At 69.2% G+C, this 22,369-nt stretch carries 23 protein-coding genes and 1 pseudogene; 15 read left to right on the top strand and 9 right to left on the bottom strand.

Going from position 1 to position 22,369, the window contains the following annotated elements:
- The first annotated feature begins 216 nt into the window (after positions 1 to 216).
- Positions 217 to 966 carry a HesA/MoeB/ThiF family protein gene (locus ACK59X_RS08655; RefSeq protein WP_409956515.1) on the top strand — a complete coding sequence of 250 codons (750 nt, stop codon included), beginning with the start codon at positions 217 to 219 and terminating at the stop codon, positions 964 to 966.
- 112 nt (positions 967 to 1,078) lie between these two features.
- Positions 1,079 to 1,495, top strand: a complete 417-nt coding sequence (locus ACK59X_RS08650) for a response regulator (protein ID WP_409956513.1) — start codon at positions 1,079 to 1,081, stop codon at positions 1,493 to 1,495.
- A 121-nt stretch (positions 1,496 to 1,616) separates the two neighbouring features.
- On the opposite strand, the gene ACK59X_RS08645 is transcribed toward ACK59X_RS08650, so the two are convergent.
- Positions 1,617 to 2,249, bottom strand: coding sequence for a response regulator transcription factor (locus ACK59X_RS08645; protein WP_184857840.1), 633 nt, complete (start codon positions 2,247 to 2,249; stop codon positions 1,617 to 1,619).
- Positions 2,250 to 2,369: 120 nt separating this feature from the next.
- Between ACK59X_RS08645 and ACK59X_RS08640 the strand changes: the two genes are divergently transcribed.
- The 7 genes from ACK59X_RS08640 to ACK59X_RS08610 all read left to right on the top strand — a co-directional run bounded on the left by ACK59X_RS08640 (position 2,370) and on the right by ACK59X_RS08610 (position 7,835).
- Positions 2,370 to 3,734, top strand: coding sequence for a CHASE3 domain-containing protein (locus tag ACK59X_RS08640; RefSeq protein WP_409956511.1), 1,365 nt, complete (start codon positions 2,370 to 2,372; stop codon positions 3,732 to 3,734).
- Between the two features lie 265 nt (positions 3,735 to 3,999).
- Positions 4,000 to 4,164, top strand: a complete 165-nt coding sequence (locus ACK59X_RS08635; protein WP_322596859.1) for a DUF1328 domain-containing protein — start codon at positions 4,000 to 4,002, stop codon at positions 4,162 to 4,164.
- Between the two features lie 60 nt (positions 4,165 to 4,224).
- Positions 4,225 to 4,617 carry a hypothetical protein gene (locus ACK59X_RS08630; protein WP_409956509.1) on the top strand — a complete coding sequence of 131 codons (393 nt, stop codon included), beginning with the start codon at positions 4,225 to 4,227 and terminating at the stop codon, positions 4,615 to 4,617.
- A gap of 50 nt (positions 4,618 to 4,667) precedes the next feature.
- On the top strand, positions 4,668 to 5,228 hold the full coding sequence (locus tag ACK59X_RS08625; RefSeq protein WP_409956507.1) for a bacterioferritin: 561 nt from the start codon (positions 4,668 to 4,670) through the stop codon (positions 5,226 to 5,228).
- Positions 5,229 to 5,349: 121 nt separating this feature from the next.
- A complete protein-coding gene (locus ACK59X_RS08620) occupies positions 5,350 to 5,667 on the top strand; it encodes a BON domain-containing protein (RefSeq protein WP_409956506.1) in 318 nt (105 codons plus the stop codon).
- A gap of 246 nt (positions 5,668 to 5,913) precedes the next feature.
- Positions 5,914 to 7,038 carry a putative zinc-binding metallopeptidase gene (locus ACK59X_RS08615; protein WP_409956504.1) on the top strand — a complete coding sequence of 375 codons (1,125 nt, stop codon included), beginning with the start codon at positions 5,914 to 5,916 and terminating at the stop codon, positions 7,036 to 7,038.
- Positions 7,039 to 7,091: 53 nt separating this feature from the next.
- The gene (locus ACK59X_RS08610; protein WP_409956502.1) at positions 7,092 to 7,835 is read left to right on the top strand and encodes an alpha/beta fold hydrolase; all 744 of its coding nucleotides are present in this window, start codon (positions 7,092 to 7,094) and stop codon (positions 7,833 to 7,835) included.
- Between the two features lie 3 nt (positions 7,836 to 7,838).
- On the opposite strand, the gene coaD is transcribed toward ACK59X_RS08610, so the two are convergent.
- The 4 genes from coaD to ACK59X_RS08590 all read right to left on the bottom strand — a co-directional run bounded on the left by coaD (position 7,839) and on the right by ACK59X_RS08590 (position 12,041).
- Positions 7,839 to 8,342 carry a pantetheine-phosphate adenylyltransferase gene (coaD, locus tag ACK59X_RS08605; protein ID WP_409956500.1) on the bottom strand — a complete coding sequence of 168 codons (504 nt, stop codon included), beginning with the start codon at positions 8,340 to 8,342 and terminating at the stop codon, positions 7,839 to 7,841.
- Positions 8,343 to 8,499: 157 nt separating this feature from the next.
- Positions 8,500 to 9,204, bottom strand: coding sequence for a 16S rRNA (guanine(966)-N(2))-methyltransferase RsmD (gene rsmD, locus ACK59X_RS08600; protein ID WP_409956498.1), 705 nt, complete (start codon positions 9,202 to 9,204; stop codon positions 8,500 to 8,502).
- Positions 9,201 to 10,547, bottom strand: a complete 1,347-nt coding sequence (locus tag ACK59X_RS08595; protein WP_409956496.1) for a M16 family metallopeptidase — start codon at positions 10,545 to 10,547, stop codon at positions 9,201 to 9,203. The genes rsmD and ACK59X_RS08595 overlap by 4 nt, the downstream gene beginning before the upstream one ends.
- 21 nt (positions 10,548 to 10,568) lie before the next feature.
- Positions 10,569 to 12,041 (bottom strand): M16 family metallopeptidase, encoded by a 1,473-nt coding sequence (locus tag ACK59X_RS08590; RefSeq protein WP_409956494.1) that lies wholly within the window; start codon positions 12,039 to 12,041, stop codon positions 10,569 to 10,571.
- A 27-nt stretch (positions 12,042 to 12,068) separates the two neighbouring features.
- On the opposite strand from ACK59X_RS08590, the gene ftsY reads away from it, so the two are divergent.
- Together ftsY and ACK59X_RS08580 are read left to right on the top strand one after the other, a co-directional pair.
- Complete coding sequence (gene ftsY / locus ACK59X_RS08585) at positions 12,069 to 13,415, top strand: signal recognition particle-docking protein FtsY (RefSeq protein ID WP_409956492.1); 1,347 nt, start codon at positions 12,069 to 12,071, stop codon at positions 13,413 to 13,415.
- A gap of 106 nt (positions 13,416 to 13,521) precedes the next feature.
- The gene (locus ACK59X_RS08580) at positions 13,522 to 15,390 is read left to right on the top strand and encodes a diguanylate cyclase domain-containing protein (RefSeq protein WP_409956490.1); all 1,869 of its coding nucleotides are present in this window, start codon (positions 13,522 to 13,524) and stop codon (positions 15,388 to 15,390) included.
- Positions 15,391 to 15,456: 66 nt separating this feature from the next.
- Here ACK59X_RS08580 and ACK59X_RS08575 read toward each other — a convergent pair whose 3' ends face one another.
- Both ACK59X_RS08575 and ACK59X_RS08570 read right to left on the bottom strand, forming a co-directional pair.
- Positions 15,457 to 15,678, bottom strand: a complete 222-nt coding sequence (locus ACK59X_RS08575) for a hypothetical protein (protein ID WP_409956488.1) — start codon at positions 15,676 to 15,678, stop codon at positions 15,457 to 15,459.
- 75 nt (positions 15,679 to 15,753) lie between these two features.
- Positions 15,754 to 16,392, bottom strand: a complete 639-nt coding sequence (locus ACK59X_RS08570; protein ID WP_409956486.1) for an SGNH/GDSL hydrolase family protein — start codon at positions 16,390 to 16,392, stop codon at positions 15,754 to 15,756.
- A 375-nt stretch (positions 16,393 to 16,767) separates the two neighbouring features.
- Between ACK59X_RS08570 and ACK59X_RS08565 the strand changes: the two genes are divergently transcribed.
- Together ACK59X_RS08565 and ACK59X_RS08560 are read left to right on the top strand one after the other, a co-directional pair.
- Complete coding sequence (locus tag ACK59X_RS08565; RefSeq protein ID WP_409956484.1) at positions 16,768 to 17,109, top strand: hypothetical protein; 342 nt, start codon at positions 16,768 to 16,770, stop codon at positions 17,107 to 17,109.
- Positions 17,110 to 17,120: 11 nt separating this feature from the next.
- Positions 17,121 to 18,026, top strand: coding sequence for a LysR substrate-binding domain-containing protein (locus ACK59X_RS08560; RefSeq protein WP_409956482.1), 906 nt, complete (start codon positions 17,121 to 17,123; stop codon positions 18,024 to 18,026).
- Here ACK59X_RS08560 and ACK59X_RS08555 read toward each other — a convergent pair.
- Entirely contained in the window at positions 18,023 to 19,405 is a 1,383-nt protein-coding gene (locus ACK59X_RS08555; protein ID WP_409956480.1) for a sigma-54-dependent transcriptional regulator, read from the bottom strand. The genes ACK59X_RS08560 and ACK59X_RS08555 overlap by 4 nt on opposite strands.
- Positions 19,389 to 21,197, bottom strand: coding sequence for a sensor histidine kinase (locus ACK59X_RS08550; protein WP_409956479.1), 1,809 nt, complete (start codon positions 21,195 to 21,197; stop codon positions 19,389 to 19,391). Before ACK59X_RS08550 ends, ACK59X_RS08555 begins: the two co-directional genes overlap by 17 nt.
- Before the next feature lie 185 nt (positions 21,198 to 21,382).
- Between ACK59X_RS08550 and ACK59X_RS08545 the strand changes: the two genes are divergently transcribed.
- Both ACK59X_RS08545 and ACK59X_RS08540 read left to right on the top strand, forming a co-directional pair.
- On the top strand, positions 21,383 to 22,024 hold the full coding sequence (locus ACK59X_RS08545) for a DUF4166 domain-containing protein (protein WP_409956478.1): 642 nt from the start codon (positions 21,383 to 21,385) through the stop codon (positions 22,022 to 22,024).
- 23 nt (positions 22,025 to 22,047) lie between these two features.
- Positions 22,048 to 22,369: pseudogene (locus ACK59X_RS08540) on the top strand (TIGR01777 family protein); the annotation flags it as partial.

Below are 22,369 nucleotides of genomic sequence, written 5' to 3'. Positions count from 1 at the left end.
GCTCAAGGGCCGCCCCGTGCTGGTCAGCAAGACGCTGACCGAGCGCAAGGAAGAAAAGAAGGAAAACTGAGCTCTTCGCTGAGCGCAGCAGCCCCGAATCGCAGAAGGCCGGTCTCCTCAGGGAGACCGGCCTTTTTCATGCCTGCCACCACCGGCACGCAATCTCCCGCACAATCGCAGCCCGAACTGCACACCCGCCCCCAGAGCACGCCGCCCATGACCGATGACCAGCTCCTGCGCTATTCGCGCCACATCCTGCTCGACGAGATCGGCATCGAGGGCCAGGAACGTGTGCTGGCCGCGCATGCCGTCGTCATCGGCGCCGGCGGCCTGGGCTCGCCTGCGGCGCTGTACCTGGGTTCGTCCGGCGTGGGGCGCATCACGCTGGTGGACGACGACGCAGTAGACCTGACCAACCTGCAGCGCCAGATCGCACACACCACGGCGCGCGTCGGCCAGCCCAAGGTGCAGTCGGCCGCGCAGGCGGTGGCGGCCATCAACCCTGGGGTCGAGGTCCAGGCCGTCGAGGCCCGGGCCGACGCCGCCCTGCTCGACCAGCTGCTGCCCGGCGCCAGCGTGGTGCTGGACTGCAGCGACAACTACGCCACCCGCCAGGCAGTCAACGCCGCCTGCGTGCGCCACGGCGTGCCGCTGGTGGCCGGGGCGGCGATCCGTTTCGACGGGCAGATCACGGTGGTCGACCCGCGCCGGGCCGAGGCGCCCTGCTACGCCTGCATCTTCCCGCCGGAGGCCGAGTTCGAGGAGGTCAGCTGCGCGCTCATGGGGGTGTTCGCGCCCCTGGTGGGCATCATCGGCACCATGCAGGCGGCCGAGGCCCTGAAACTGATCACCGGCGTGGGCACGACACTGGCCGGGCGGCTGATGATGCTGGACGGCCGTTCGATGGAATGGAACACCATGCATGTGCAGCGCGCACCGGAATGTGGCGTGTGCGCGTCACCGTAGGAGCACTCCTACGCTGTCCGCGCGTGGCTGCTGTCAGAATGGCAGCGACGCTTCGGTTAAATTCAGAACCAGGCCCGGGTTTGCTTGTACCGGCCGTCTCATGGATCAGGTAGTGAAACTCCGCACGTACATCGTTGAAGACAATGCCACCATCCGGGAGAACCTGATCGGTACCCTGGAAGAACTGGCGTCCGTTGAAGCGGTGGGCGTGGCCGAAACCGAGGACGAGGGCAAAGGCTGGCTCACAGGCCACCAGGAGCAATGGGATCTGGCCATCGTCGACCTGTTCCTGCGCCAGGGCAGCGGCCTGGGCGTGCTCGCGGCCTGCCGCGACCGCCGCCCCCACCAAAAGATGGTTGTGCTGAGCAACTATGCCACTCCCGACATTCGCATGCGCTGCGCCCAGTTGGGTGTGGATGCCGTGTTCGACAAATCCAACGAAATCGATGCCCTGGTGGACTACTGCATAGAGCATGGCAGCGTACACCCCGCCCACGTTGCCCACGTTGTTGCGCGCGGCAGCCATTGAGTGCGCTGGCGCTGCGCCAGCCTGCCCATCCCTCCCAGTGAAGACCCGCGCCCGCCTGGGCAAAGCAGCCATTGCCAGCACACTTCGGCGCGCCTTTCACCGCCAGGCGGCAGAGGCCCGTTCAGTCGATGAGGCGGTTTTTCAGGGCGTAGTAGGTCAGGTCGCTGTTGGACGACAGGCTCATCTTCTCCATCAGCCGCGTGCGGTAGGTGCTCACCGTCTTCACGCTCAGGGACAACGACTTGGCGATGTCGCCGGCCGTCTCGCCCTTGGCCAGCTTGAGGAACACCTGGAACTCGCGCTCCGACAGCTGCTCGTGCGGCGGAGCGTCGTCCTTGCGGTTGAGCTGCTGGGCCAGCAGGTCGGCCACGGCCGGGGTCAGGTAGCGCTTGCCCAGGGCAATGATGCGGATGGCCTCGACGATCTCGGCGGGGTCGCACTCCTTGTTCAGGTAGCCGCTGGCGCCCTGACGGATCAGGTTGATGGCGTAATGCTCCTCCGGATAGCCGCTGAGGATCAGAATACCCATGTCGGGCGCCTTGGCGCGCAGCATGGCCAGTGCATCCAGGCCGCTCTGGCCGGGCATGGACAGGTCCATCAGAAGCACGTCGATTTCATGGGTGCGAACCAGGTCGATGGCTTCGCGGCCATTGGCGGCCTCACCCTCCACGCGCAGGTCCACGTGCTCGGACAGGAACTGGCGCAGTCCGGAGCGAACGATTGCATGGTCATCCACAATGCCGATCTTGATCATTGAGCGTTCTTTCGGGGAGGGGGCTTCCCGCTCCCAATTATTGTTGAATGCACCTGCGTTGCAATCACCCGCCCAAGGGCGCGGTGAGCCGGTCAGTGGCCATTATCCAGAATAACGCATATGAATTTGCATGAGATCGCCAAGGACTTGCTTCCCAAAGTCCGCAAGATGGCCCTGAGCCTGCCGATGGCGCTGCTCGCGGCCATGGTGCTGGTGGGGATCAACGAGGTCGGCCACATGCGCTCCCAGGAAGCCGTCACGCAGATGGCGCACGGCCAGGTGACGCACGGCGCCTTGAACCGCCTGCTGCAAAGCATGCTGGACGCCGAAACCGGCCAGCGCGGCTACCTGCTCACCGGCAACGACCGCTACCTGGAGCCCTACGACAAGGCCCTGGCCAGCGTGCAGCAGGACCTGGACAACCTGCGCAACCAGTTCCTCGATTCGCCCGACGACATGCAGGAGCTGTCGCTGCTGTCGCGCCAGATCTCGCGCAAGCTCGCCGAAATGGAGCTCAGCCTCAAGCTGCGCCGCCATGGCAACGAGGACGCCTGGAAATTCATTTTGCACACCGATGTGGGCATGGAGAACATGGAGGCCATCCGCAAGCATGCCCAGGCCCTCATCGACCGCAGCTCCGTGGTCGTCAAGCAGGGCCAGGCGCAGGTGCTGCGCTCGCTCATGCTCTCGCGCATCGGCATCGCCACGGTCACCGCCATCGGGCTGCTGGCCTTCTTCATGTACCTGCGCCAGGCCACGGCGTTGCAGGAGTTCAGCCTGCGCGAGCAGTTGCTGCTGGAACGCGAACGCGACCGGCTCGAAGGCCTGGTGCGCGAGCGCACGGCCACGCTGTCGGAACTGGCCAGCCACCTGCAGCTGGTGCGCGAGGACGAGCGCGGCCATCTGGCGCGCGAACTGCATGACGAACTCGGCGCCCTGCTCACCGCCGCCAAGCTCGACGTGGCGCGCCTCAAATCCAAGATCGATATCCAGGTGCCGGAGATCGCCGAGCGCCTGCGCCACCTGACCGAAACCCTCAACAGCGGCATCGCGCTCAAGCGCCGCATCATCGAAGACCTGCGCCCCTCCTCCCTGTCCAACCTGGGCCTCACGGCCGCCATCGAGATCCTGGCGCGCGAGTACGGCGAGCGCGCCGGCATCGAGGTGGAAACCAGCCTGGAGCCGGTGCAGCTACCCGAGCCCACGCAGCTCACGGTCTACCGGCTGGTACAGGAGTCGCTCACCAACATCGGCAAGTACGCCAAGGCGCAGAAGGTGCTGGTCTCCGTGCACAGCCATCCCCGGCATGTGGCAGTGCAGGTACGCGATGACGGCCAGGGCTTCGATCCGGCCAGCGTGAGCCCCTCGTCCCACGGCCTGGCCGGCATGCGCCACCGGGTGGAAGCCGCCGGCGGGCGCCTGACCATCACTTCGCGGCCGGGCAATGGCGCCCTGGTCTCCGCGATCCTGCCCCTGCAGCACTGATCTGGCCGCTGCGCGCCAAGGCAGCGCTTTCCTCCCCCGTTTTTCTGGCTAAGCGACCAAGCGCGCCTGGGTGGCGGCAGGCCTGTGCCTTCCATGCGCCATCCCGCAAGCCCTTGTCCTACAAGGCCGACGTCTGGGCACCGACAAATGGCTGCGCCCGCCACCGGCATTGGATGCGGGCCCTGCAGCCTACATTGGACCCAGGCGCCGACAACAGAGGCGCTACATCACTCGCCGGACCCTCCGGCCCCAATGGAGAAAGCATATGTTGCACTACGCCGTCGTATTCCTGGTCATCGCTCTGATCGCAGCCATTTTCGGCTTCGGCGGCATTGCCGCAGGTGCCGTGGGTATCGCCAAGATCCTGTTCTTCGTGTTCGTGATCATGGCCGTCGTCACCTTCGTCGTGGGCTTGCTGCGCAGGGGCTGATAAAGCCCTCTGAAGCTTCGGCATCCCGAATTTCCATCGTCTACACCAAGGAGTGACCCAATGACCATCCAATCCGCCACCAACAAGGTAGCCGCAGGGGCCCGCACCCTCGCCGACGACGTGCTGCAAAGCGCCCAGGATGCGGTGCAGAGCACCCGCAGCGTCGCCAACGGTTCGCTGGACAAGGCAGAAAGCACCGTCCGCGCACTGCGCCGCGAAGCCGATCCCGCTATCGACGACCTGGCCGCCCGCGCCCAGGAACTGGCCACCCGCAGCATCGACTATGCCGCCGATGCCAGCGCCCGTGCCCGCCGCCAGGTGCAGGACATGGCCGATGCCACCACCAAGTACGTGGCCGAGCAGCCCGGCAAGTCCATCCTCATCACCGCCGGCGTGGGCGCGCTCACCGCGAGCCTGATCCTGATGGGATCGCGCCGCCGCGGCAGCTACTGATCCCGCCTCGGCCTCCCCGGCATTCTTCCCCACGAACAACAGGCAAAGCCATGAACGACAAAAGAGCCCCCGCGCACGACGAGCACCACCGCACCCTGGTGCTGGATGACCATGCCCTGCAGGCCGCCGCCACCAGCAACCTCGATGACGGAGCCGTGACCCCGGCCTTTGCGGAACACCGCGACGACATCATCGCCCTGCTCAACGACGCGCTGGCCACCGAGCTGGTGTGCGTGCTGCGCTACAAGCGCCACCATTTCACCGCCCATGGCCTGTCGTCGCCGGCGATCGCCAGCGAGTTCATGGTCCATGCCAACGAGGAAGCAGGCCACGCCGACCAGATCGCCCGGCGCATCGTGCAACTGGGTGGCGAGCCCGATTTCGCACCAGACAGCCTGAGCGCGCGCAGCCATGCTGACTACGACACCTCGTCCGACCTCAAGGCCATGGTGCGTGCCAACCTGGTGGCCGAGCGCATTGCCGTGGAAGCCTACCGCCAGATGATCACGCTGATCGGCGACAAGGACCCCACGACGCGCCGCATGCTCGAAGGCATCCTGGCCGACGAGGAAGAGCATGCCGATGAACTGAAAGACCTGCTGGAGCAATAGGCCTACCCGCCCGCTGCCCCAGCATCCCACAGCCTGCCGGTCATGGAGGGTGCAAAAGACCGACAGGCTGAATTTGAAAAAAGCACCCGCGTTTGCCAACAACCAACCCGAAAGACAAATCATGAAATACGCACGTGCCCTCGCTTTTGCCGCCATCGCCGGCATCACCATCGTCACCGCCACCGGCTGCTCGGTCGCACGCGAACAACAGACCGTCGGCTCCTACGTCGATGACGCCGGCATCACCACGGCCGTGAAGGCCAAGATGGCCGAGGACAAGACCGTGTCCGCCACTTCGATCAGCGTGGAAACGCTCAACGGCACGGTGCAGCTGTCGGGCTTCGCCAAGTCGGCCTCCGAAAAGAACCAGGCCGAGAACATCGCGCGCAATACCAAGCATGTGCGCGAAGTGCGCAACAGCATCGTAGTCCGTCCCTAAGCGGAAACCCCCTGAGCCGCTTCGCATCATCCTCCTGAAGGGGGAAGCCCCCCGCGCGGCGGGTCGGACCTTGCGCGGGGGCACTGGTTTCGGTAGCGCAAGTTGCTGAGATCCGGCCGAACAGCAGGCCCCTGCCTTCTCGCAGGGCCTGCTGTTTTGCCATTGCGGCATGTGTGCAAGCCCGATTTGCATGCCCTTCTCTCTCCTGCACGCACTTTTGAGCGGCATCCGGTTTAAGCTCAGCACATGCGGGTTTTCAATTGCGACCATTGCGGTCATCTGGTGTTTTTCGACAGCGTGCAGTGCCTGCACTGCGGCAGCGCACTGGCGTTTCTGCCGGACCAGCCCACGATGGCAGCATTGACGCCTGCGCCGCAGGATGGCCCGGATCTGTGGCGTCGCATGGGCGAACGTGGCACGTCGCAGTATGGCGGCAAGCTGTACCGCATGTGCCACAACCACACGGCCTACGACGCGTGCAACTTTGCAGTGCCTTCGAGTGACTATGCGGAGTTGTGCGTCTCGTGCCGTCAGACGCGCATCCTGCCCGACCTGTCCGACCCGGCCAACCTGCGCCGCTGGAAGCAGATCGAAGCGGCCAAGCGCCAGCTGTTCTACACCCTGGCGCGCCTCGGCCTGGAACCGGTACCGGGCCGGGCCGGGCCGGTGTTCGAGTTCCTGGCCGACCTGCCGGGCGGCCCCGCCATCCTCACCGGCCACCAGGGCGGCACCATCACGCTCAACGTGGCCGAAGCCGATGACGATGAGCGGGCACGCCGTCGCATCGCGCTCGGGGAGCCCTACCGCACCCTCATCGGCCACTTGCGCCACGAGTCCGGCCATTTCTACTGGGACCAGTTGGTGCGAGATGGCGACCGGCTGCTGGCGTTCCGCGAACTGTTCGGCGACGAACGCCAGGACTATGCGGCGGCGCTCGACACGCACTATGCCAAGGGCGGCAGCGGCAACGACTGGTTTTTGAACCACGTCAGCGCCTATGCCGCCGCCCACCCGTGGGAAGACTGGGCCGAGACCTGGGCCCACTACCTGCACATGGTGGACCTGCTGGAGACAGCCGCCAGCTACCAGACGGCTGTGACCGTGCCCGACCCCCACATGGCCATGCGCCACCACGTGAGCGACCCGTTCGCAGCCAGGCACCCGGATTTCCAGGACATGGTGCGCCAATGGGTTCCATTGACGCTGATGCTCAACAGTCTGAACCGCAGCCTGGGGCAGGACGACGCCTATCCGTTCGCCCTGTCCTCGGGCGCCATGGTCAAGCTGCGCTTCGTGCACGATCTCGTGCAGAGCGCGCAGGCAGCCACCGACAGCGGTGCACCCCACCTCGCCGCCACCACGGTGGAATGAACCGCCCGCCTGCGCCCCTGCCGACGATGATAATGACCGCCGCCCAAGACGCCATGACCCGCAACCCACCGCCCAGCCCTGCACCGCAACTGCTGCTCATCCCCGGCCTGGCAGGCGATGCGACGATGTGGCGCTTCCAGAGCGCTGTGCTGCCTGCGGTCCTGCGCCCGGAGATCGCCGGGGTGCACACCCGGCCCGAGGCCACGACGGTGCAGGCCATGGCGGCCCTGCTGCTGGAACAGTATCCCGGCCCTCTGTTGCTGTGCGGCGCCTCCATGGGCGGCATGATCGCCATGGAAGCGGCGCGGCAGGCGCCGGGCCGCGTCGTCGGGCTGGCGCTGCTGGGCACCACGGCCCGCCCTGAAACGCCCGAGATGCAGGCGCTGCGCGAAGCGGCCATCGCACTGTTCGAGCAGGGGCGTGTGCGCGAGGTGATCGAGCCCAACGTGGCCTTCGCCTTCCACCCCACGAGTGCGGCACGCGCCGACCTGGTACAGGACTACCTCGACTTCGTGCTGCGCGCGGGCGCCGAGCAACTGGTGCGGCAGAACCGCGCCGTCATCGCCCGGCCCGATGCCCGCCTGCACCTTCCCGAGGTGAAATGCCCGGTGCTGGTGGTCTGCGGCGAAGCGGACCAGCTCACGCCGCTGGCCTGTTCCGAGGAGATCGCGGGCCTGATCCCGGGCGCTGAATTCGAAGTCGTGGCCGATTGCGGACACATGCTCACCATGGAGCGGCCCGAGGTGGTCAACACGCTGCTCACCCAATGGCTGCAGCGCGGGGGCTGGATGGGTTGACCGTCAGGGTTGTGGCGCCAGGCTGCGCACCTTGACGGCCAGCCGCTCCTCCACCGAGGGCGAGACGAACTTGGTCACCTCGCCGCCCAGCACCGCGATCTCGCGCACGAAGGTACTGCTGATGAACTGGTACCTGTCGCTCGGGGTCAGGAACACGGTTTCCACCTGGGGCATGAGGCTGCGGTTCATGCCGGCGAGCTGGAACTCGTAGTCGAAGTCGGTCACGGCACGCAGGCCGCGCACCATGGCCTTGCCGCCGCGCGAGACGACGAAGTCGCGCAGCAGGCCCGAGAAGCTCTCCACCTGCACCTGGGGGTAGGCCTTGACCGCCTCGCGCACCATGTCGATGCGCTCCTCCAGGCTGAACAGGGTCTTCTTGTGGTGGCCCGCGGCCACGGCGACGATCACGCGTTCGAACAACTGGGTGGCCCTGCGCACCACGTCTTCGTGGCCCAGGGTGATGGGGTCGAAGGTTCCGGGATAGACGGCGAGCACGTTCTGGGCCATGGCGGGTTGTCTCCTGTACGGCGAAATGGGCACTGGCCCCGGCCTCTTGTGGGCCTGCCGGGCCGCTTGGGCGCATTATGCAGTGCACTGCAACATGGAGCGTCGGTGCCGCGCTTTGCCCGACCTTGGCGCTCGCGCGCACCGGCGCGAACGAAGCTCAGGCCGCCGGGTGCGCCACGGGCCGCAGCAGGTGCGCATGCACCGCGCCCGCCTTGAGGTGGCGGTAGACCGTGAGCCCGCTGGCGGCCAGGCTTTCGTCGGTCCAGGCGACGGGCGCTTCGAGGTAGACATAGCCGCTGGCGGCGACGGCCTTGGCCGCGGCCTGCAGGGCGGATTCGAACAGGTTGCCGTCGAACGGCGGGTCGATCAGCACCAGGTCCAGGCTGGCCGGCGCGGCCTGGCGCAGCGCCGCGATGCCGTCGCCGCGCTGCACGCGCACGGCCTTGGCCTCCAGGCGCTGCTGCAGGGTACTGAGCTGCGCCACCAGCGCCGCATCGCTTTCCACCAGTTGCACGGCCGCAGCACCGCGCGAGGCCGCCTCCAGGCCCAGGGCGCCGGTGCCGGCAAAGGCATCCAGGCAGCGCCAGCCTGCCAGGTCCTGGCCGAGCCAGTTGAACAGGGTCTCGCGCACGCGGTCGGGCGTGGGCCGCAGGCCCGGGCGCTGGGCCACGGGCAGGCGCGTGCGCTTCCACTGCCCGCCAATGATGCGGATTTCGCCGGCGCCCTTGGGCGCCGCTGCGGCCGCCTTGTCCTTGGGCGCCGCGCCCTTGGCACCGGGCTTGGGCGCAGGTGCAGCGGTCGCGGCCTGGGCCTTGCGGATCTCGGCGTTGATGGCTCCACCGCGCAGGGTGGAGCGGCTCATGGCTTGCCCCCCACCACCACGGTCACCATGCGCTCGGGCTGCAGCTTGCGCTGCATGGCGGCGCGGATGTCGGCCACCGTGAGCGCATCAACGCGCTCGGTCCAGCGGTCCAGGTAGTCCAGGGGCAGATCGTTCCAGGCGATGTTGGCCACATTGCCCAGCAGCTTCTTGTTGCTGTCGATGCGCAGCGCGAAGCCGCCGATCAGGTTGTCCTTGGCGGCGCGCAGTTCGGCCTCGGTCGGGCCCTCGGCCACGAAGCGGGCCAGCACGTCGCGCGAGACCTTCACGGCCTGGGCCGCCTGGTCGGGCCGCGTCTGCAGGCCGATGGTGAAAGCACCCGCATGCAGGCCGCCCGCAAAGTAGCTGTAGACGCTGTAGCTCAGGCCGCGCTTTTCCCGCACCTCCTCGGTCAGGCGCGAGACGAAACCGCCGCCGCCCAGGATGTGGTTGCCCACCAGCAGCGCGATGAAGTCGGGGTCGCGGCGCGCAAAGCCGGGCTGGCCGATCAGCACATGCGCCTGCGCCGAGGCGAAGGGGATGTTCTTTTCCTCGGGCGCGGTCAGCGCGGCGATCTCGCCCACGGCAGGCAGGGGCGCGCAGGCCGCATCGGCGGGCAGGCGTGCCAGCAGCGTGGCCACCAGGGTCTGCGCCTGGGCCCGCGTGACCGCGCCGACGATACTGACCTTGGCGCGGCAGGCCGCAATGGCGCGGGTGTGGAAGGCCTGCATGTCGGCCACGCTGATGCGAGCCAGCGTCTCCTGCGTGGTGCGCACGCCATAGGGGTGGCTGCCGTAGACCGCGGCGCCAAAGGCTTTTTCCGCCACGGTGGCGGGGCGCGTGTCCGATTCCTTGATGCTCGCGCTCCAGCGCGCGCGGTCGCGTGCCCAGATATCGGCCGGCCAGCTCGGCTCGGCGATCTGGCGCGCCGCCAGGCGTGCCGCCTTGTCCAGCAGCGGCGGGTCGGTCAGCGAGCGCAGCGAGAAGTGCATGGCGTCGTTGTCGGCACCGGCCTCGAAGCTGGCGCCCAGGTCAGCCCAGGCCTCGCCCAGGGCGTTCTCGTCGAGCGCAGGCTCGGCGCCCTGGGCCTTCACGCCCTTGGAGGCCATGGAGGCCGTGGCGCTGGCCAGGCCGGCCTGCGCCGCCGGGTCGCGGCGGCTGCCGGCGTCGAAGTCGATCTGCACGTCCACCATGGGGATGACCGGGCTTTCGACCAGCCACACTCGGGCGCCATTGGGCTCCGTCCAGTGCTGGATGGGCAGCAGGGCCCAGGCCGAGGCACTGTAGAACAGGGTGCCAGAGGCAGCCAGCAGGGTGGAGAAGGCAAGTTTCTTGAAATGGATCATGGGATGGGGCACCTGGCTGGCTCAGTGGAGGACGGCACCGGCGGCGGGCGATGCGGGGCGGCGGCGTGCACTGTCCAGCGGCTGCGGCAGCAGCGTGGCCACGGTGAGCTGGTCGTCGCCAAAATACTTGGCGGCCACGGCCTGCACCTGGGCCGGAGTGACGGTGCGCATCAGGTCCAGCAGGCGCTGCTCCGCGTCGAGCGGAAAGCCCTGCACCCAATTGCTGCCCAGCTCCTGCGCCTGGCTGTGGACCGAGTCGCGCTCGTAGACGTTGGAGGCGATCCACTGCGTCTTCACGCGCTCCAGCTCCGCCTGGCTCACGCCCTCGCGCGCCACTCGCGCCACCTCGGCACGCAGGCCCTCTTCCACCTGCTGGGCGGTCTTGCCTTCCGCCGGGATGCCCGTGAACATGAACAGCGCCGGTCCGCGCCCGGTGAGCATGGCCGAGGCGCCCACGCTGTCGGCCACGCGGTTCTCGCCCTGGCTCAGGGCGCGCTCCAGGCGCGCGCCGTCATAGCCGCTGAACACGGCCGAGAGCATGAGCAGGCCCAGGGCATCGCGATCGGACTCCTGCAGGTCCTGCAGCCGCTCCAGGGCCGGTACGCGGAAAGCCAGCGCCACATAGCCCTGCTCGGCCGGGGCCTTCACCGCAATGCGGCGCAGGCCTTGCTGCGGCGGCTCCACACGCGGCTTGCGCGCGGGCAGGGCATGCGTGGGCAGCTTGCCGTAGTATTTTTCGGCCAGAGCGCGCACCTTGGCCACGTCCACGTCACCAGCCACCACCACGGCGGCGTTGGTGGGCGTGTACCACTGGCGGTAGAAGGCGCGCGCGTCGTCCGGCGTCATGGCATCGAGGTCGCTCATCCAGCCCACGATGGGGCGGCGGTAGGGCGAGGCGGTGAAGATGGCCGCGAACAGCTGCTCGGCCAGCACGGCGCGCGGCTGGTCCTCGGTGCGCATGCGCCGCTCTTCCTTGACGACCTCGAGCTCCTTCTTGAACTCTGCGTCGGGCCACTGGTTGTTGGCAAAGCGGTCGGATTCGAGGCGCATCACGTCCTCGAGCCGGTTGGCCGGGATCTGCTGGTAGTAACCCGTGTAGTCGCGGCTGGTGAAGGCGTTCTCGCGCCCGCCCAGGGCCGCCACGCGGCGCGAGAAGTCGCCCGGTGGCACGGTCTTGGAGCCCTTGAACATCATGTGCTCGAGCACGTGGGCCACGCCCGAGGTGCCGTCCACCTCGTCCATGGAGCCCACGCGCACCCAGACCATGTGCACCGCCGTGGGGGCGCGATGGTCGGGCTGCACGATGAGCTGCATGCCGTTGGCCAGCGTGAACTGCTGCGCGCCGGAGGCAGCGGCCCCCGACTTGGCGGCGGCCGGCGGCGCTGCCGTCTTGCCCGCCACAGAGGGTGAATCGGACACCGGAGGCACCACCGCGGTGGTGGCCCCGGCACTGAGGCAGGCCATCAGGCCCAGTAGGGTGAAAGCACGTTTCATAGAATGGGTGATTCTAAGAACCCTGCAATGTTCAGTTTTTTCAAGAAAAAACCCCCAAATTCGCCCACCTCGGCCGATGAACCCTCTGCCGGCACTGCGCCCGCCGTGCCCGCAGAGCCTGCGGCAGCCCCCCCGGTGGCTGTGCCCGAGCCCCCGGCTGCAGCGCCCGCCCCGGCCGTCCCCGGCTTCGGCTGGCTGCGCAACCCGTATGGCGCCAAGGCAGCCGAGCCTGCGCCGGCGCCACCGCCGGCCATCGCACCGCCCCCTCCGGCGGTGCCCACCCCCGCACCCGCCTCCACGCCAGCTCCGGCACCCGTGCCTGCGCCCACCCCGGCAGCGCCTTCTGCCTGGGTGCCCCCGGCACCATTTCCCACCCTCGCGCCTGCGCCGGTGGTGTCAGCGCCAGCGCCCGTGGTGGTGCCAGCCCCCATCCCGGTCCCCGCACCACCTTCACCCGCCGCCCCTGCGGCGGTGGAACGCAAAGGCTGGCTCGACCGGCTCAAGCTCGGCCTGCGCAAGACCGGTACCAGCATCGCCACGGTGTTCACCGGCACCCAGATCGACGATGCGCTCTACGATGAGCTGGAGGAGGCCCTGCTCATGGCCGACACGGGGGTGAAGGCCACAGAGCACCTGCTCACCGACCTGCGCCGCCGCGTGAAGGAAGCCAAGGCCACCGACCCCGCCCAGGTCAAGGGCCTGCTGGCTGAGGCCCTGGCGGACCTGCTGCGCCCGCTGGAGAAATCCCTGGTCATCGGCCAGTACACGCCCACCGTGATCATGGTGGCGGGGGTCAATGGCGCGGGCAAGACCACCTCCATCGGCAAGCTCACCAAACACCTCTCAGGCGAAGGCGCGGCCGTGCTGCTCGCGGCGGCCGACACCTTCCGCGCGGCGGCGCGCGAGCAGCTCGGCGTCTGGGCCGACCGCAACACCGTGGAAATCGTCAGCCAGGAGGGGGGTGACCCTGCGGCCGTGAGCTTCGACGCCGTGACCGCCGGCAAGGCCCGCGGCAAGGACGTGGTGCTGGTCGATACGGCCGGCCGCCTGCCCACCCAGCTGCACCTGATGGAGGAGCTCAAGAAGATCCGCCGCGTGGTGACCAAGGCCGACGCCACGGCCCCGCACGAGGTGCTGCTGGTGATCGACGGCAACACCGGCCAGAACGCCCTGGCCCAGGTGCGCGCCTTCGACGACGCTCTGCAGCTCACCGGCCTGATCGTCACCAAGCTCGACGGCACGGCCAAGGGCGGGGTGTTGGCCGCCATCGCGCAGGAGCGCCCGATTCCTGTCTATTTTATCGGCGTGGGCGAAAAGCTCGAAGACCTGGAAACCTTCAACGCCCGTGAATTCGCCCAGGCGCTGCTGACCTGAGAGGCTGCCCCCCGGCCGGGTGGCGGAAAACCCGCCAAAATAGCATTTACCACCGGCAGCAATTGCCACATGATGGAACTTCGCTCACGGACTGCGGGGAGGTTCCTTGTTCGTCGAACTGGTCAAAGGCGCGGCCTTGCTGCTGGCCCTGTGCTTTCTGCATGGCGCCAACCTGCGGCTGTGGCGCAGGCAGCCGCGCGTGGGCCAGGCGTTCTCGGGGCTGCTGTTCGGCGGCATCTGCATCGTCGGCATGCTCTCGCCCCTGGGCATTGCCCCGGGCGTCATCATCGACGCGCGCTCGGTGGTGCTGGGCATGGCGGGCCTGTTCGGCGGCACCACGGTGGCGCTGCTGGCCGGGGTCATGGCGGCCGGCTGGCGGCTGTGGCTCGGTGGCGCAGGGGCCTTCATCGGCGTGCTGAGCATCATCACCTGCGTGGCTGCCGGCCTCGCCTACCGGCAGGCGCGCCAGCGCTGGCGCCTGAGCGTAGGCATCTGGCCGCTGCTGGCCTTCGGCCTGCTGCTGCACCTGGCCGTGGTGGGGCTGTTCCAGGGGCTGCCCGCCGAGGTGGCGGCGCGCTTCAACGAGAGCGTGGCGGTTCCCTACCTGATGATCTTTCCGGTGGCCACGGCACTGTTGGGCGTGCTCCTGCGCGACGTGGAGCAGCGCCAGGCTACCGACTTCGCCCTGGCGGGCAGCGCCGCCCGCCTGCAGGCCATCACCCAGGCCATCCCCGATGCCCTGGTGGTGCTCGACGCGAATGGCCGCTGCGTGGAAATGTTCTCGCACCATGAAGGCGTGCATGCCGCTGGGGCGCCGCAGCGCGTGGGACGGCGCATGCACGATGTGCTGCCCTGCAGCGAGGCGCAGCGGGTGGTGCAGCTGCTGCAGGACACGCTGGCGCTGGGCACGCCACGCAAGCTCGAGTATGCGGTGTACACCGCATCGGGCATCCGCTACTTCGAAGGGCGGGCGCAGCCCCTGGGGGCCGAAGTGCACGGCCAGGCTGCCGTGCTTTTCCTGGCACGCGACATCACCGAGCGCTGGCAGGCGCAGCAGGCGCTGCACGAATCGGAGCTGCGCTTTCGCTCGCTGCTGCTGGGCATCCCGTCGGTGTCGGTGCAGGGCTACCGGGCCGATGGCACCACCACTTACTGGAACAAGGCCTCGGAGGAGCTGTACGGCTACACCGAGCAGGAGGCCCTGGGCAGAAACCTGCTCGAGCTGATCATCCCCGAGCCCATGCACGAGGCCGTGACGACCCAGGTCACGCACATGTTCAGCTCAGGCGAACCCATTCCCGCCGGCGAACTGCGCCTCAAACGCAAGGATGGTTCACCGGTGGACGTGTTTTCAAGCCACGCCTACGTGCACGTGCCGGGCCAGGAGCCCGAGATGTTCTGCATCGACATCGACATCTCCCGGCGCAAGGCCGCCGAAGAAGAAGCGCGCCGCCTGGCCCTGTACGACACCCTGACGCAGTTGCCCAACCGGCGCCTGCTGACCGACCGGCTCGAGCAGGTCATGGCCGCCAGCAGCCGCAATGGCCAGATCGCCGCCACCCTGTTCATCGACCTCGACCATTTCAAGGCCTTGAACGACAGCCGCGGCCATGCCGTGGGCGACCTGCTGCTGCGCGAGGTGGCCACCCGGCTGCGCGCCTGCGTGCGCGAGCAGGACACCGTGGCCCGCCTGGGCGGGGACGAATTCGTGGTGCTGCTGCAAAGCCTGGGCAAGGACGCCCCCGAGGCCACGGCCAAGGCCCGGGCCGTGGGCGAGGCCATGCTGGCCGCCCTGCGCGCACCCTATGACCTCGGCGGCCAGCCCTACCGCAGCGAGGCCAGCATCGGCGTGAGCCTGGTGTCCGGCCACACCCTCGCGGTGGACGAGGTGCTGCGCCAGGCCGACAACGCGATGTACCAGGCCAAGACCATGGGGCGCAACCGGCTGTATGTGTACCTTGCCGATGCGGGATGATGGGACACCCATGGGCGGGGCAGAACACCAGGGCCGGTTAGCACCAATTTCGGGGTCGCGAAGGCCCTAGCGGATGCGGTGCACCTCGCCGTTGTGCGGCATGGCGCTTTCGTGGAACAGGTCGGCCAGGTACTGGGCCAGCTCGTCCGCCTCGATGAAATCGGGCACCACCCAGCCGGCCGGCGCCCGCTTGCCGTCCGCACCGATCAGGAACGACTGCCACTGCGCGCCGTGGCGCTGCACTTCGACGATGCGGCCAAAGACGTTGAAGCGGGGGTGCTGGGACATCGGGCTCCTCCAGAAAGACGCTGCGGCCAGGGCGCAGCTGTCCACCGGTTGTAGCAGGTTCCTGGTGGGCGGACCTCAACGCCCCAGCAGCGCCTCCAAGTCGATGGCCTCGGCCATCGCCCGGTAGCCCGCATCCCCCGGGTGCAGGTGGTCGCCGGAGTCCATCTCGGCGCGCAGGTGCGAGGGGCGGTGCGGGTCGCGCAGCAGCGCATCGAAGTCGGCCACCGCATCGAAGGCCCCGGCCTCGCGGATCCAGCGGTTCACGGCCTGGCGCACGGCGTCCTTCTCGGGCGAATAGTGGCCCGCCAGCGGCGTGCCGGCCAGCGCGTCGCCGAACGGCGGGATGGTGCCGCCCACGATGCGCACATTGTGGGTGCGGGCCATGGCGATGAGCTGGCGGTAGCCGTGCACCAGTTCCTCGGCGCGCAGCGCGCGCTCTTGGGGTGCAAAGGGGCCGCCGGGCCAGCCGATGTCGTTGGTACCCAGCAGCACGACGAGGGCGCGCACGCCAGGCTGGGCGAACACGTCCTGCGCGGCCCGCGTGAGGCCTGCGCGGCCCATGCCGTCGCGCAGCAGGCGGCCGCCGGAGATGCCAGCATTGAGCACGGCCACGCCCCGCCCGGCCAGGCGCTCGGCCAGTACATCGGGCCAGCGCGCGTGGGCGCCGGGTGTGGCGCCATTGCCATCGGTGATGGAATCGCCCAGCGTGACCACGGTCGCGGCCGGCGCGGGGGTCTCTGCACCACCAGGCCGCTCACATAGACGCGGGTGCTCCACGCGGTGGCATTTGCCGGCAGCTGGTGGGCGGCCGTGAGGTCGCCATCGGCCACATAGGACGTCTGCCGCGCATCGAAGTGAAAGCCGGCTGGCGCGCTGGGATGCGGCAGGTACTGCGTCACGGCGACCTCGGCCAGCGCCGGCAACTGCAGGTCCACCGGGTCGCTGACCCACCGCGCACCAGGCGGCAAGGTGGTGGCAGCTTGGCCGCCAAAAAGCAGCGGGCGGTCGGTGCCCGGCACGGTGGCAGAGCCCTGCGCATGCCGCGCCACGCGGGCCGCGCCGATGTGCAGCGGCACCGCACTGCCCTCGTTGCTGAGCACCACGCGCAATTTCGCGCCGCCGATACTCAGGCGCGCCACTTGGCGGATGGTCTGCTGGTGGTACTGGAACGGCAGGCCCAGCGGCAGCACGAAGTCGCCGCCCCACAGCGGCTGGGGGGCGGCCATCCAGCTCGGGCTCCAGTGTTCTGCAGCGGCGGGAAGCGCGGCGGCAGCCACGGCCAATGCCAGCGCGGCGCGGCGCATGCGCGCGGTGAAATTCCAGGGGGTTTTCATGGTGGCAGATCCTTGCGAATTAGAGAGAGAAGAGGCCAATGTCTTTCATTCCAAATTCCATGAACAGCCGGTAAAATGGCATGGTCTTCATTCGTAAATGGAATACCCATGGACACCCTGCGCGCGTTGGCGGCCCTGGTTCACAGCGTGGAGCTGGGCAGCCTGTCGGGCGCGGCGCGCGCCATGCACACCACCCAGCCCACCGTGAGCAAGCTGGTGGACGCTCTGGAGCAGTCGCTGGGCGTGCGCCTGTTGCGCCGTTCCCCCACCGGGCTGAGCCTGACCGAGGAAGGCCGGCGCTTTCACGAGCACGCGCGGCGCATGCTCGAAGCCCATGGCGAAGCGGTGGCCGATGTGCGCCAGCGCAGCACCCAGCCACGCGGCCTGCTGCGCGTGAGCGCACCGGTGGCCCTGGGCCAGTGCCGGCTCAATGCCTGGGCCGGCGAGTTCCTGGCCACCTACCCCGACATCGCGTTGGAGCTGGTGCTGGACGACCGCTTCATCCATCCGCTGGAAGAACGCATCGACGTCTCGCTGCGCCTGGGTGGCCCGCTGCCGCCGGACCTGGTCGCGCGCCACCTGGGCACCTGGCCGCGCGTGCTGGTGGCCGCGCCGGCCTACCTGGCGGCACGCGGCAAACCGCGCCAGCCGGAGGACCTGCTGGCACACGACTACCTGCGCTATGCCGCCGGTGACGACGGCGTGCTGCTGCAGGGCCCGGCCGGCCACGTCAACGTACCGGAGCACAGCCGCTACCGCGTGAACAAAGCAGAGGCCCTGCTCGACAGCGTACTGGCCGGGGCCGGCATCTCGCTGCAGCCCACCTGGATGGTGGCCCAGTTGCTGGCCGAGGGCCGGCTGGCGCGCGTGCTGCCCCGGTACAGCGGGCCGGCGCAGCAGGCGCACCTTCTGTATGCTGCCCGCCCTTACCTGCCCCAACGGGTGCGCGTGCTGGTGGATTTTCTGAGCGAGCGCGTGGCCCTGCTGCCGGGCAAGGCCAAATCTGCGCCTTAACGCAGGCCGAGCCGTGCCAGTTTCTTGATGAGCCCCACGCGCGAGATGCCCAGGCGCCGCGCAGCCTCCGACTGGTTGCCGCCGGCCGACTGCATGGCATCGCGCACCAGCCGGCGCTCCAGTTCGGCCAGCGCGGCGTCGAGCGGCCCCAGGCCTTCCCAGGGGGCGGCGGGCTCGGCAGGCAGATCCCCGTCCGCCTCCCCCGCGGCCAGCCGCAGCAGTGGCGCATCGACCTCGGGCTGGTCTGGCAGCAAGAGCGCCCCTGCCGCCTCGATCAAGGCTTTGAGCTCGCGCACATTGCCAGGCCATTCGCGCGCCGCCAGCCAGGCCAGGGCATCGACCGACAGGCCGGCGCGCGGCGCCACGCGGTGCAGGAAGCGCGTGGCGAGCAGCGGCACGTCGGCCGGCCGCTCGCTGATCGCCGGGGTGCGCAGCACCACGCCCTTGAGGCGGTAGTACAGGTCTTCGCGGAAACTGCCCTCGCGCACCATGGCCTCCAGGTCGCGGTGCGTGGCGGCCACCACGCGCACCTCGGCCCTTTTAGTGCTGCGCCCGCCCACGGGCACGAAGGTGCCCTCCTGCAAAAAGCGCAGCAGCTTGACCTGCATGGGCGGCGGCATTTCGCCCACCTCGTCGAGGAACAGGGTGCCGCCGTGGGCCACCTCGACCAGGCCCGGCTGGTCGCGGTAGGCGCCGGTGAAGCTGCCCTTGAGGTGGCCGAAGAGCTCGCTCTCCAGCAGCTCGGCCGACAGCGCGCCGCAGTGGATGGCGACAAAGGCGTTGGCCGACTGCGGGCTGCAGGCATGCAGGGCGCGCGCCACCAGCTCCTTGCCGCTGCCGGTGGGGCCCAGCACCAGCACGCTGACCCGCGTGGGCCCCACGCGCCGCACCATGGCGCGCAGTTGCACCGTGGCCTGGGCCTGGCCGACCAGACCCATGTCATCGCCCGCCTGCACCGCGCGCAGGCTGCGCAGCTCGGCATCGAGCCGGGCCTTGCGCAGCGCCCGCCCGATGACGAAGCGCAGCATGTCCGGGTCGATGGGCTTGGTGAGGAAGTCCCAGGCGCCGAGTTCGGCGGCGCGCAAGGCCAGCTCGTGGTCGCCATGGCCGGACCAGACGATGACCGGCACCCGTGCAAAGCGCGGCACCAGCTCCAGCCCGGCCTCGGGGTCCATGGTGGGCGGCATGGCCAGGTCCAGCAGCACCAGGTCGGGCGCCGGCTGCGTGGCAAACGCGGCCAGGGCCTGTTCGGCATCGCCCGCGACGAGCACCTCATGGCCCAGCCCACGCAGGAAGTTGGCGCCCAGGCGCTGGAAGGCCGGCTCGTCATCGACCAGCAGGATGCGGCCGTGGTCCGCAGCGTCAGGTGGGGTTGGCATGGTTCAGGGGAAAGCTCAGGGTGAAACAGGTGGTCCAGGGCGGCCGTTCGGTGAGCGCCACCGAGCCCCCGTGGGCAGCCAGGGTGCGCGCCACGATGGCCAGGCCCAGGCCAGTGCCACCCGGGCTGCGCGAGGCAAAGGGCTCGAACAGCCGGTGGCGGATTTCCTCGGGCACGCCCTGGCCGTCGTCGCAGACATGCAGCAGCACGGCATCGGCACGCTGCTCGGCGTCGATGTGCACGTGGACCGGGGCCTCGGCGCCGGATGCAGCGCGCGCGTTCTCCAGCAGGTTGGTCAGTGCCTGCTCCACACGCCGCGCGTCGCCGTTGATCATGAGGGGCTGCTGCAGCGCGGGCCCCAGCGTGCAGTGCGGCAGCCGGCCAGCGCTGACGCGCACCTGGGCCGCCAGGTCGTAGCGCTGGGGCACCAGTTTCCAGGGCTTGGCATAGTCGAGCAGGTCGTTGCTCAGGTGGGCGATGCGCCCCACCTGGCTGGCCACCTCGCGGCGCACCTCGGGCGGGGCGGTGGCCACGGCCATGGCGATGATGTTCAGCGGGTTGCGGATGTCGTGCGCCACGGTGGCGGCCAGCGAGCCCAGCTCGGCCAGGCGCGCCTGCAACTGGCGCTCGCGCTCGCGCGCCGCGATCTGCTCGCCCTGGGCCACGCGCTCGGCCGCATCGGCGACTACCGTGCCGAACAGCTCGGCCACGCGCCGCGGCCCGGGGGGCGCGGCCTCCCAGCCGTGCAGGGTGATGGCCCAGCCGGGGCCAGAGCGTGTGCCCCGCAGGCAGGGCATGCCGCCGGGGGACTGTGCAGCGCCCTCGCCCAGCAGCACCCGCACCTCGGTGCCCGTGCGGCGGCTGAGCAGGCGGCTGGCCTCGTTTTCCAGCGCGTGCATGCTGTCGGCCGCCTGCAGCGCGTGGCGCCAGGACTGCAGGTCGGCCGCCGACACGGCGCCGCCCGGGTAAACCAGGCGCTCGGCGAACTGGCGCACCGGGCCGTTGAGCGCAATGCAACTGGCCGCCACCACCAGGCCACCGGCCCAGCGCGATTCGATGGGCAGCAGCGGGATCAGCGCCACCATGGCCGCGCCAGCGGCCAGCAGCAGGGCCCAGGCGAGCGCCCGGCGCGCCCAGGCGTTGGCGACGAAGACGCCATAGCGCAGGATGCCGTAGACCAGGATCACCGGGTAGAACGGCAGCCCCAGCAGCGGGTAGGGGTAGACCGGCAGGTCCAGGATCACGATGCCGTAGCCGGCCAGACACAGCAGGCCCCACAGGCAGGACGCGGTCACCGCCGCGATCTGGTTGAAGGCCGGGCGCCGCGCGCGCGCCAGCGCCGTGAGCAGCACGGCGACCCCGCCGGTGCCCAGGAGGATCCAGGCCAGGCTGGCCGTCCAGCCCACCGTGTTGGCGACGGCGATGTAGCCCACATGCGGCTTGTGCACCAGCTCGGCCGGCAGCAGCACCTGCGCCGCCAGCGTCGCCGAGCCGCCCAGCACATAGGCGGCCACCACGCCCCAGCGAGGCAGCGGCACGCGGCAGAACACCACGCAGAAGTGGAAGAAGAACGCCGACGTGAGGGGCGCAAAGGCCAGCAGCGCGAAGGTCAGCGGCTGGTGCGCCGGCCCGATCCAGTTGGGAAGCTCGTTGCCCGTGATCCAGATGGCAATGCCGGTCAGAAAGGCCGCCAGCAGCCGGGCGCCGGCCACCCGGTCGGCCCACCACAGCAGCATGCCGGCCAGGGCCAGGGTTTCGACGATCGAGAAGCCGAGGACGGCGCGGATGAGCATGGAAGGGGATGGGTCGCGAGAGGGTGGGCCTGTCGCCAGCGTTGACAACCAGGCCTGCGCGCACTGTAAACGAAGTATGCAGGCCGCTGATGAAAATCCAAATGAATCAAGGACTTGCGACCGCACAGCAGGCTGGCCTGGTTTTCGCAGAAGAAGCGTGCAAGCAGCCCCACAGGAAACCCGCCATGCCCTCCACCTCCCTGACCTCCTTCGCCCCTGCAGCCCACGCCGCACGGCACCTCGACCTGGCCGACTATGTGGGCGCCGCAGGCTGGGCCCGTTTGCCGGCCGCCGTGCGGCGGCGCTTCGGTGCCGGCCACCCGGACGTGGACTACACCGGACGCATGGAGCTGCGCTGCTCCGCCATTGGCCGCCTGTACGCCGGCCTGTCGCGCGCCTTCGGCAGCCCGCTCACCGGGCTGCGGGCCAGCGGTCTTGCGGCCACCGTGCGCGTCCGGAGCAACGGCCAGGGCGGCGTGGTGTGGGAGCGCCTGTTCGGTGACGCGGCGGGTGCAGCCACCGTGCGCTCGACCAAGGAGCCCGGCGCGGGCGGTCAGCTCACGGAACGCACCGACGGCGGCCTGTCCATGGCCCTTGACGTGTTCGAAGAGGACGGCAGCCTGGTCTTCCACAGCCGCCGCTTCTTCCTGGCGCTGGGCCGGCTGCGCATTCCGGTGCCGCAATGGCTGTCGCCCGGCCAGTGCTGCGTGACCCACACCGACCTGGGCGGCGGCGATTTCCGCTTCACCCTGTCCATGGCGCACCCGCTGTGGGGAGAAACCTTTTACCAGTCGGGTGTCTTCACCGACCCTCTGCACGTCGAATAAATAAGTGAATGAGTGAGTCCACCATGCATACCGTTTTTCTGCTCCTGTCCTTCCAGTCCGTGCTCGGCGCCTTCGACAACCTCTGGCACCACGAATGGGAGGCGCTCCTGCCGCAGCGCGTCTCGGAGCGCCGCGAGCTGGCGCTGCATGGGGCGCGCGAGGCGCTGTACGGCCTGGTCTTTCTGGGCCTGGCCTGGTTCGAGTGGCGCGGCGCGATGGCCGGTGTGCTGGCGCTGGTCCTGGCCGCCGAGGTGCTGGTCACCCTGGCCGACTTCCTGGAAGAAGACCGCACACGCCGGCTGCCGCCATTCGAGCGCCTGCTGCACACCGTGCTCACCATCAGCT

The organism is Acidovorax sp. (assembly GCF_046339755.1).
In the GTDB taxonomy this organism is placed as follows: domain Bacteria; phylum Pseudomonadota; class Gammaproteobacteria; order Burkholderiales; family Burkholderiaceae_C; genus Acidovorax.
This window is presented reverse-complemented; position numbering and strand designations above follow the sequence as displayed.

Bases quoted from the DNA above. Each gene is read 5' to 3' on its own strand.
- ACK59X_RS08655 (WP_409956515.1), top strand. From the start codon at position 217: ATGACCGATGACCAGCTCCTGCGCTATTCGCGCCACATCCTGCTCGAC.
- ACK59X_RS08645 (WP_184857840.1), bottom strand. From the start codon at position 2,249: ATGATCAAGATCGGCATTGTGGATGACCATGCAATCGTTCGCTCCGGA.
- ACK59X_RS08640 (WP_409956511.1), top strand. From the start codon at position 2,370: ATGAATTTGCATGAGATCGCCAAGGACTTGCTTCCCAAAGTCCGCAAG.
- ACK59X_RS08635 (WP_322596859.1), top strand. From the start codon at position 4,000: ATGTTGCACTACGCCGTCGTATTCCTGGTCATCGCTCTGATCGCAGCC.
- ACK59X_RS08630 (WP_409956509.1), top strand. From the start codon at position 4,225: ATGACCATCCAATCCGCCACCAACAAGGTAGCCGCAGGGGCCCGCACC.
- ACK59X_RS08625 (WP_409956507.1), top strand. From the start codon at position 4,668: ATGAACGACAAAAGAGCCCCCGCGCACGACGAGCACCACCGCACCCTG.
- ACK59X_RS08620 (WP_409956506.1), top strand. From the start codon at position 5,350: ATGAAATACGCACGTGCCCTCGCTTTTGCCGCCATCGCCGGCATCACC.
- ACK59X_RS08615 (WP_409956504.1), top strand. From the start codon at position 5,914: ATGCGGGTTTTCAATTGCGACCATTGCGGTCATCTGGTGTTTTTCGAC.
- ACK59X_RS08610 (WP_409956502.1), top strand. From the start codon at position 7,092: ATGACCCGCAACCCACCGCCCAGCCCTGCACCGCAACTGCTGCTCATC.
- coaD (WP_409956500.1), bottom strand. From the start codon at position 8,342: ATGGCCCAGAACGTGCTCGCCGTCTATCCCGGAACCTTCGACCCCATC.
- rsmD (WP_409956498.1), bottom strand. From the start codon at position 9,204: ATGAGCCGCTCCACCCTGCGCGGTGGAGCCATCAACGCCGAGATCCGC.
- ACK59X_RS08595 (WP_409956496.1), bottom strand. From the start codon at position 10,547: ATGATCCATTTCAAGAAACTTGCCTTCTCCACCCTGCTGGCTGCCTCT.
- ACK59X_RS08590 (WP_409956494.1), bottom strand. From the start codon at position 12,041: ATGAAACGTGCTTTCACCCTACTGGGCCTGATGGCCTGCCTCAGTGCC.
- ftsY (WP_409956492.1), top strand. From the start codon at position 12,069: ATGTTCAGTTTTTTCAAGAAAAAACCCCCAAATTCGCCCACCTCGGCC.
- ACK59X_RS08575 (WP_409956488.1), bottom strand. From the start codon at position 15,678: ATGTCCCAGCACCCCCGCTTCAACGTCTTTGGCCGCATCGTCGAAGTG.
- ACK59X_RS08560 (WP_409956482.1), top strand. From the start codon at position 17,121: ATGGACACCCTGCGCGCGTTGGCGGCCCTGGTTCACAGCGTGGAGCTG.
- ACK59X_RS08555 (WP_409956480.1), bottom strand. From the start codon at position 19,405: ATGCCAACCCCACCTGACGCTGCGGACCACGGCCGCATCCTGCTGGTC.
- ACK59X_RS08550 (WP_409956479.1), bottom strand. From the start codon at position 21,197: ATGCTCATCCGCGCCGTCCTCGGCTTCTCGATCGTCGAAACCCTGGCC.
- ACK59X_RS08545 (WP_409956478.1), top strand. From the start codon at position 21,383: ATGCCCTCCACCTCCCTGACCTCCTTCGCCCCTGCAGCCCACGCCGCA.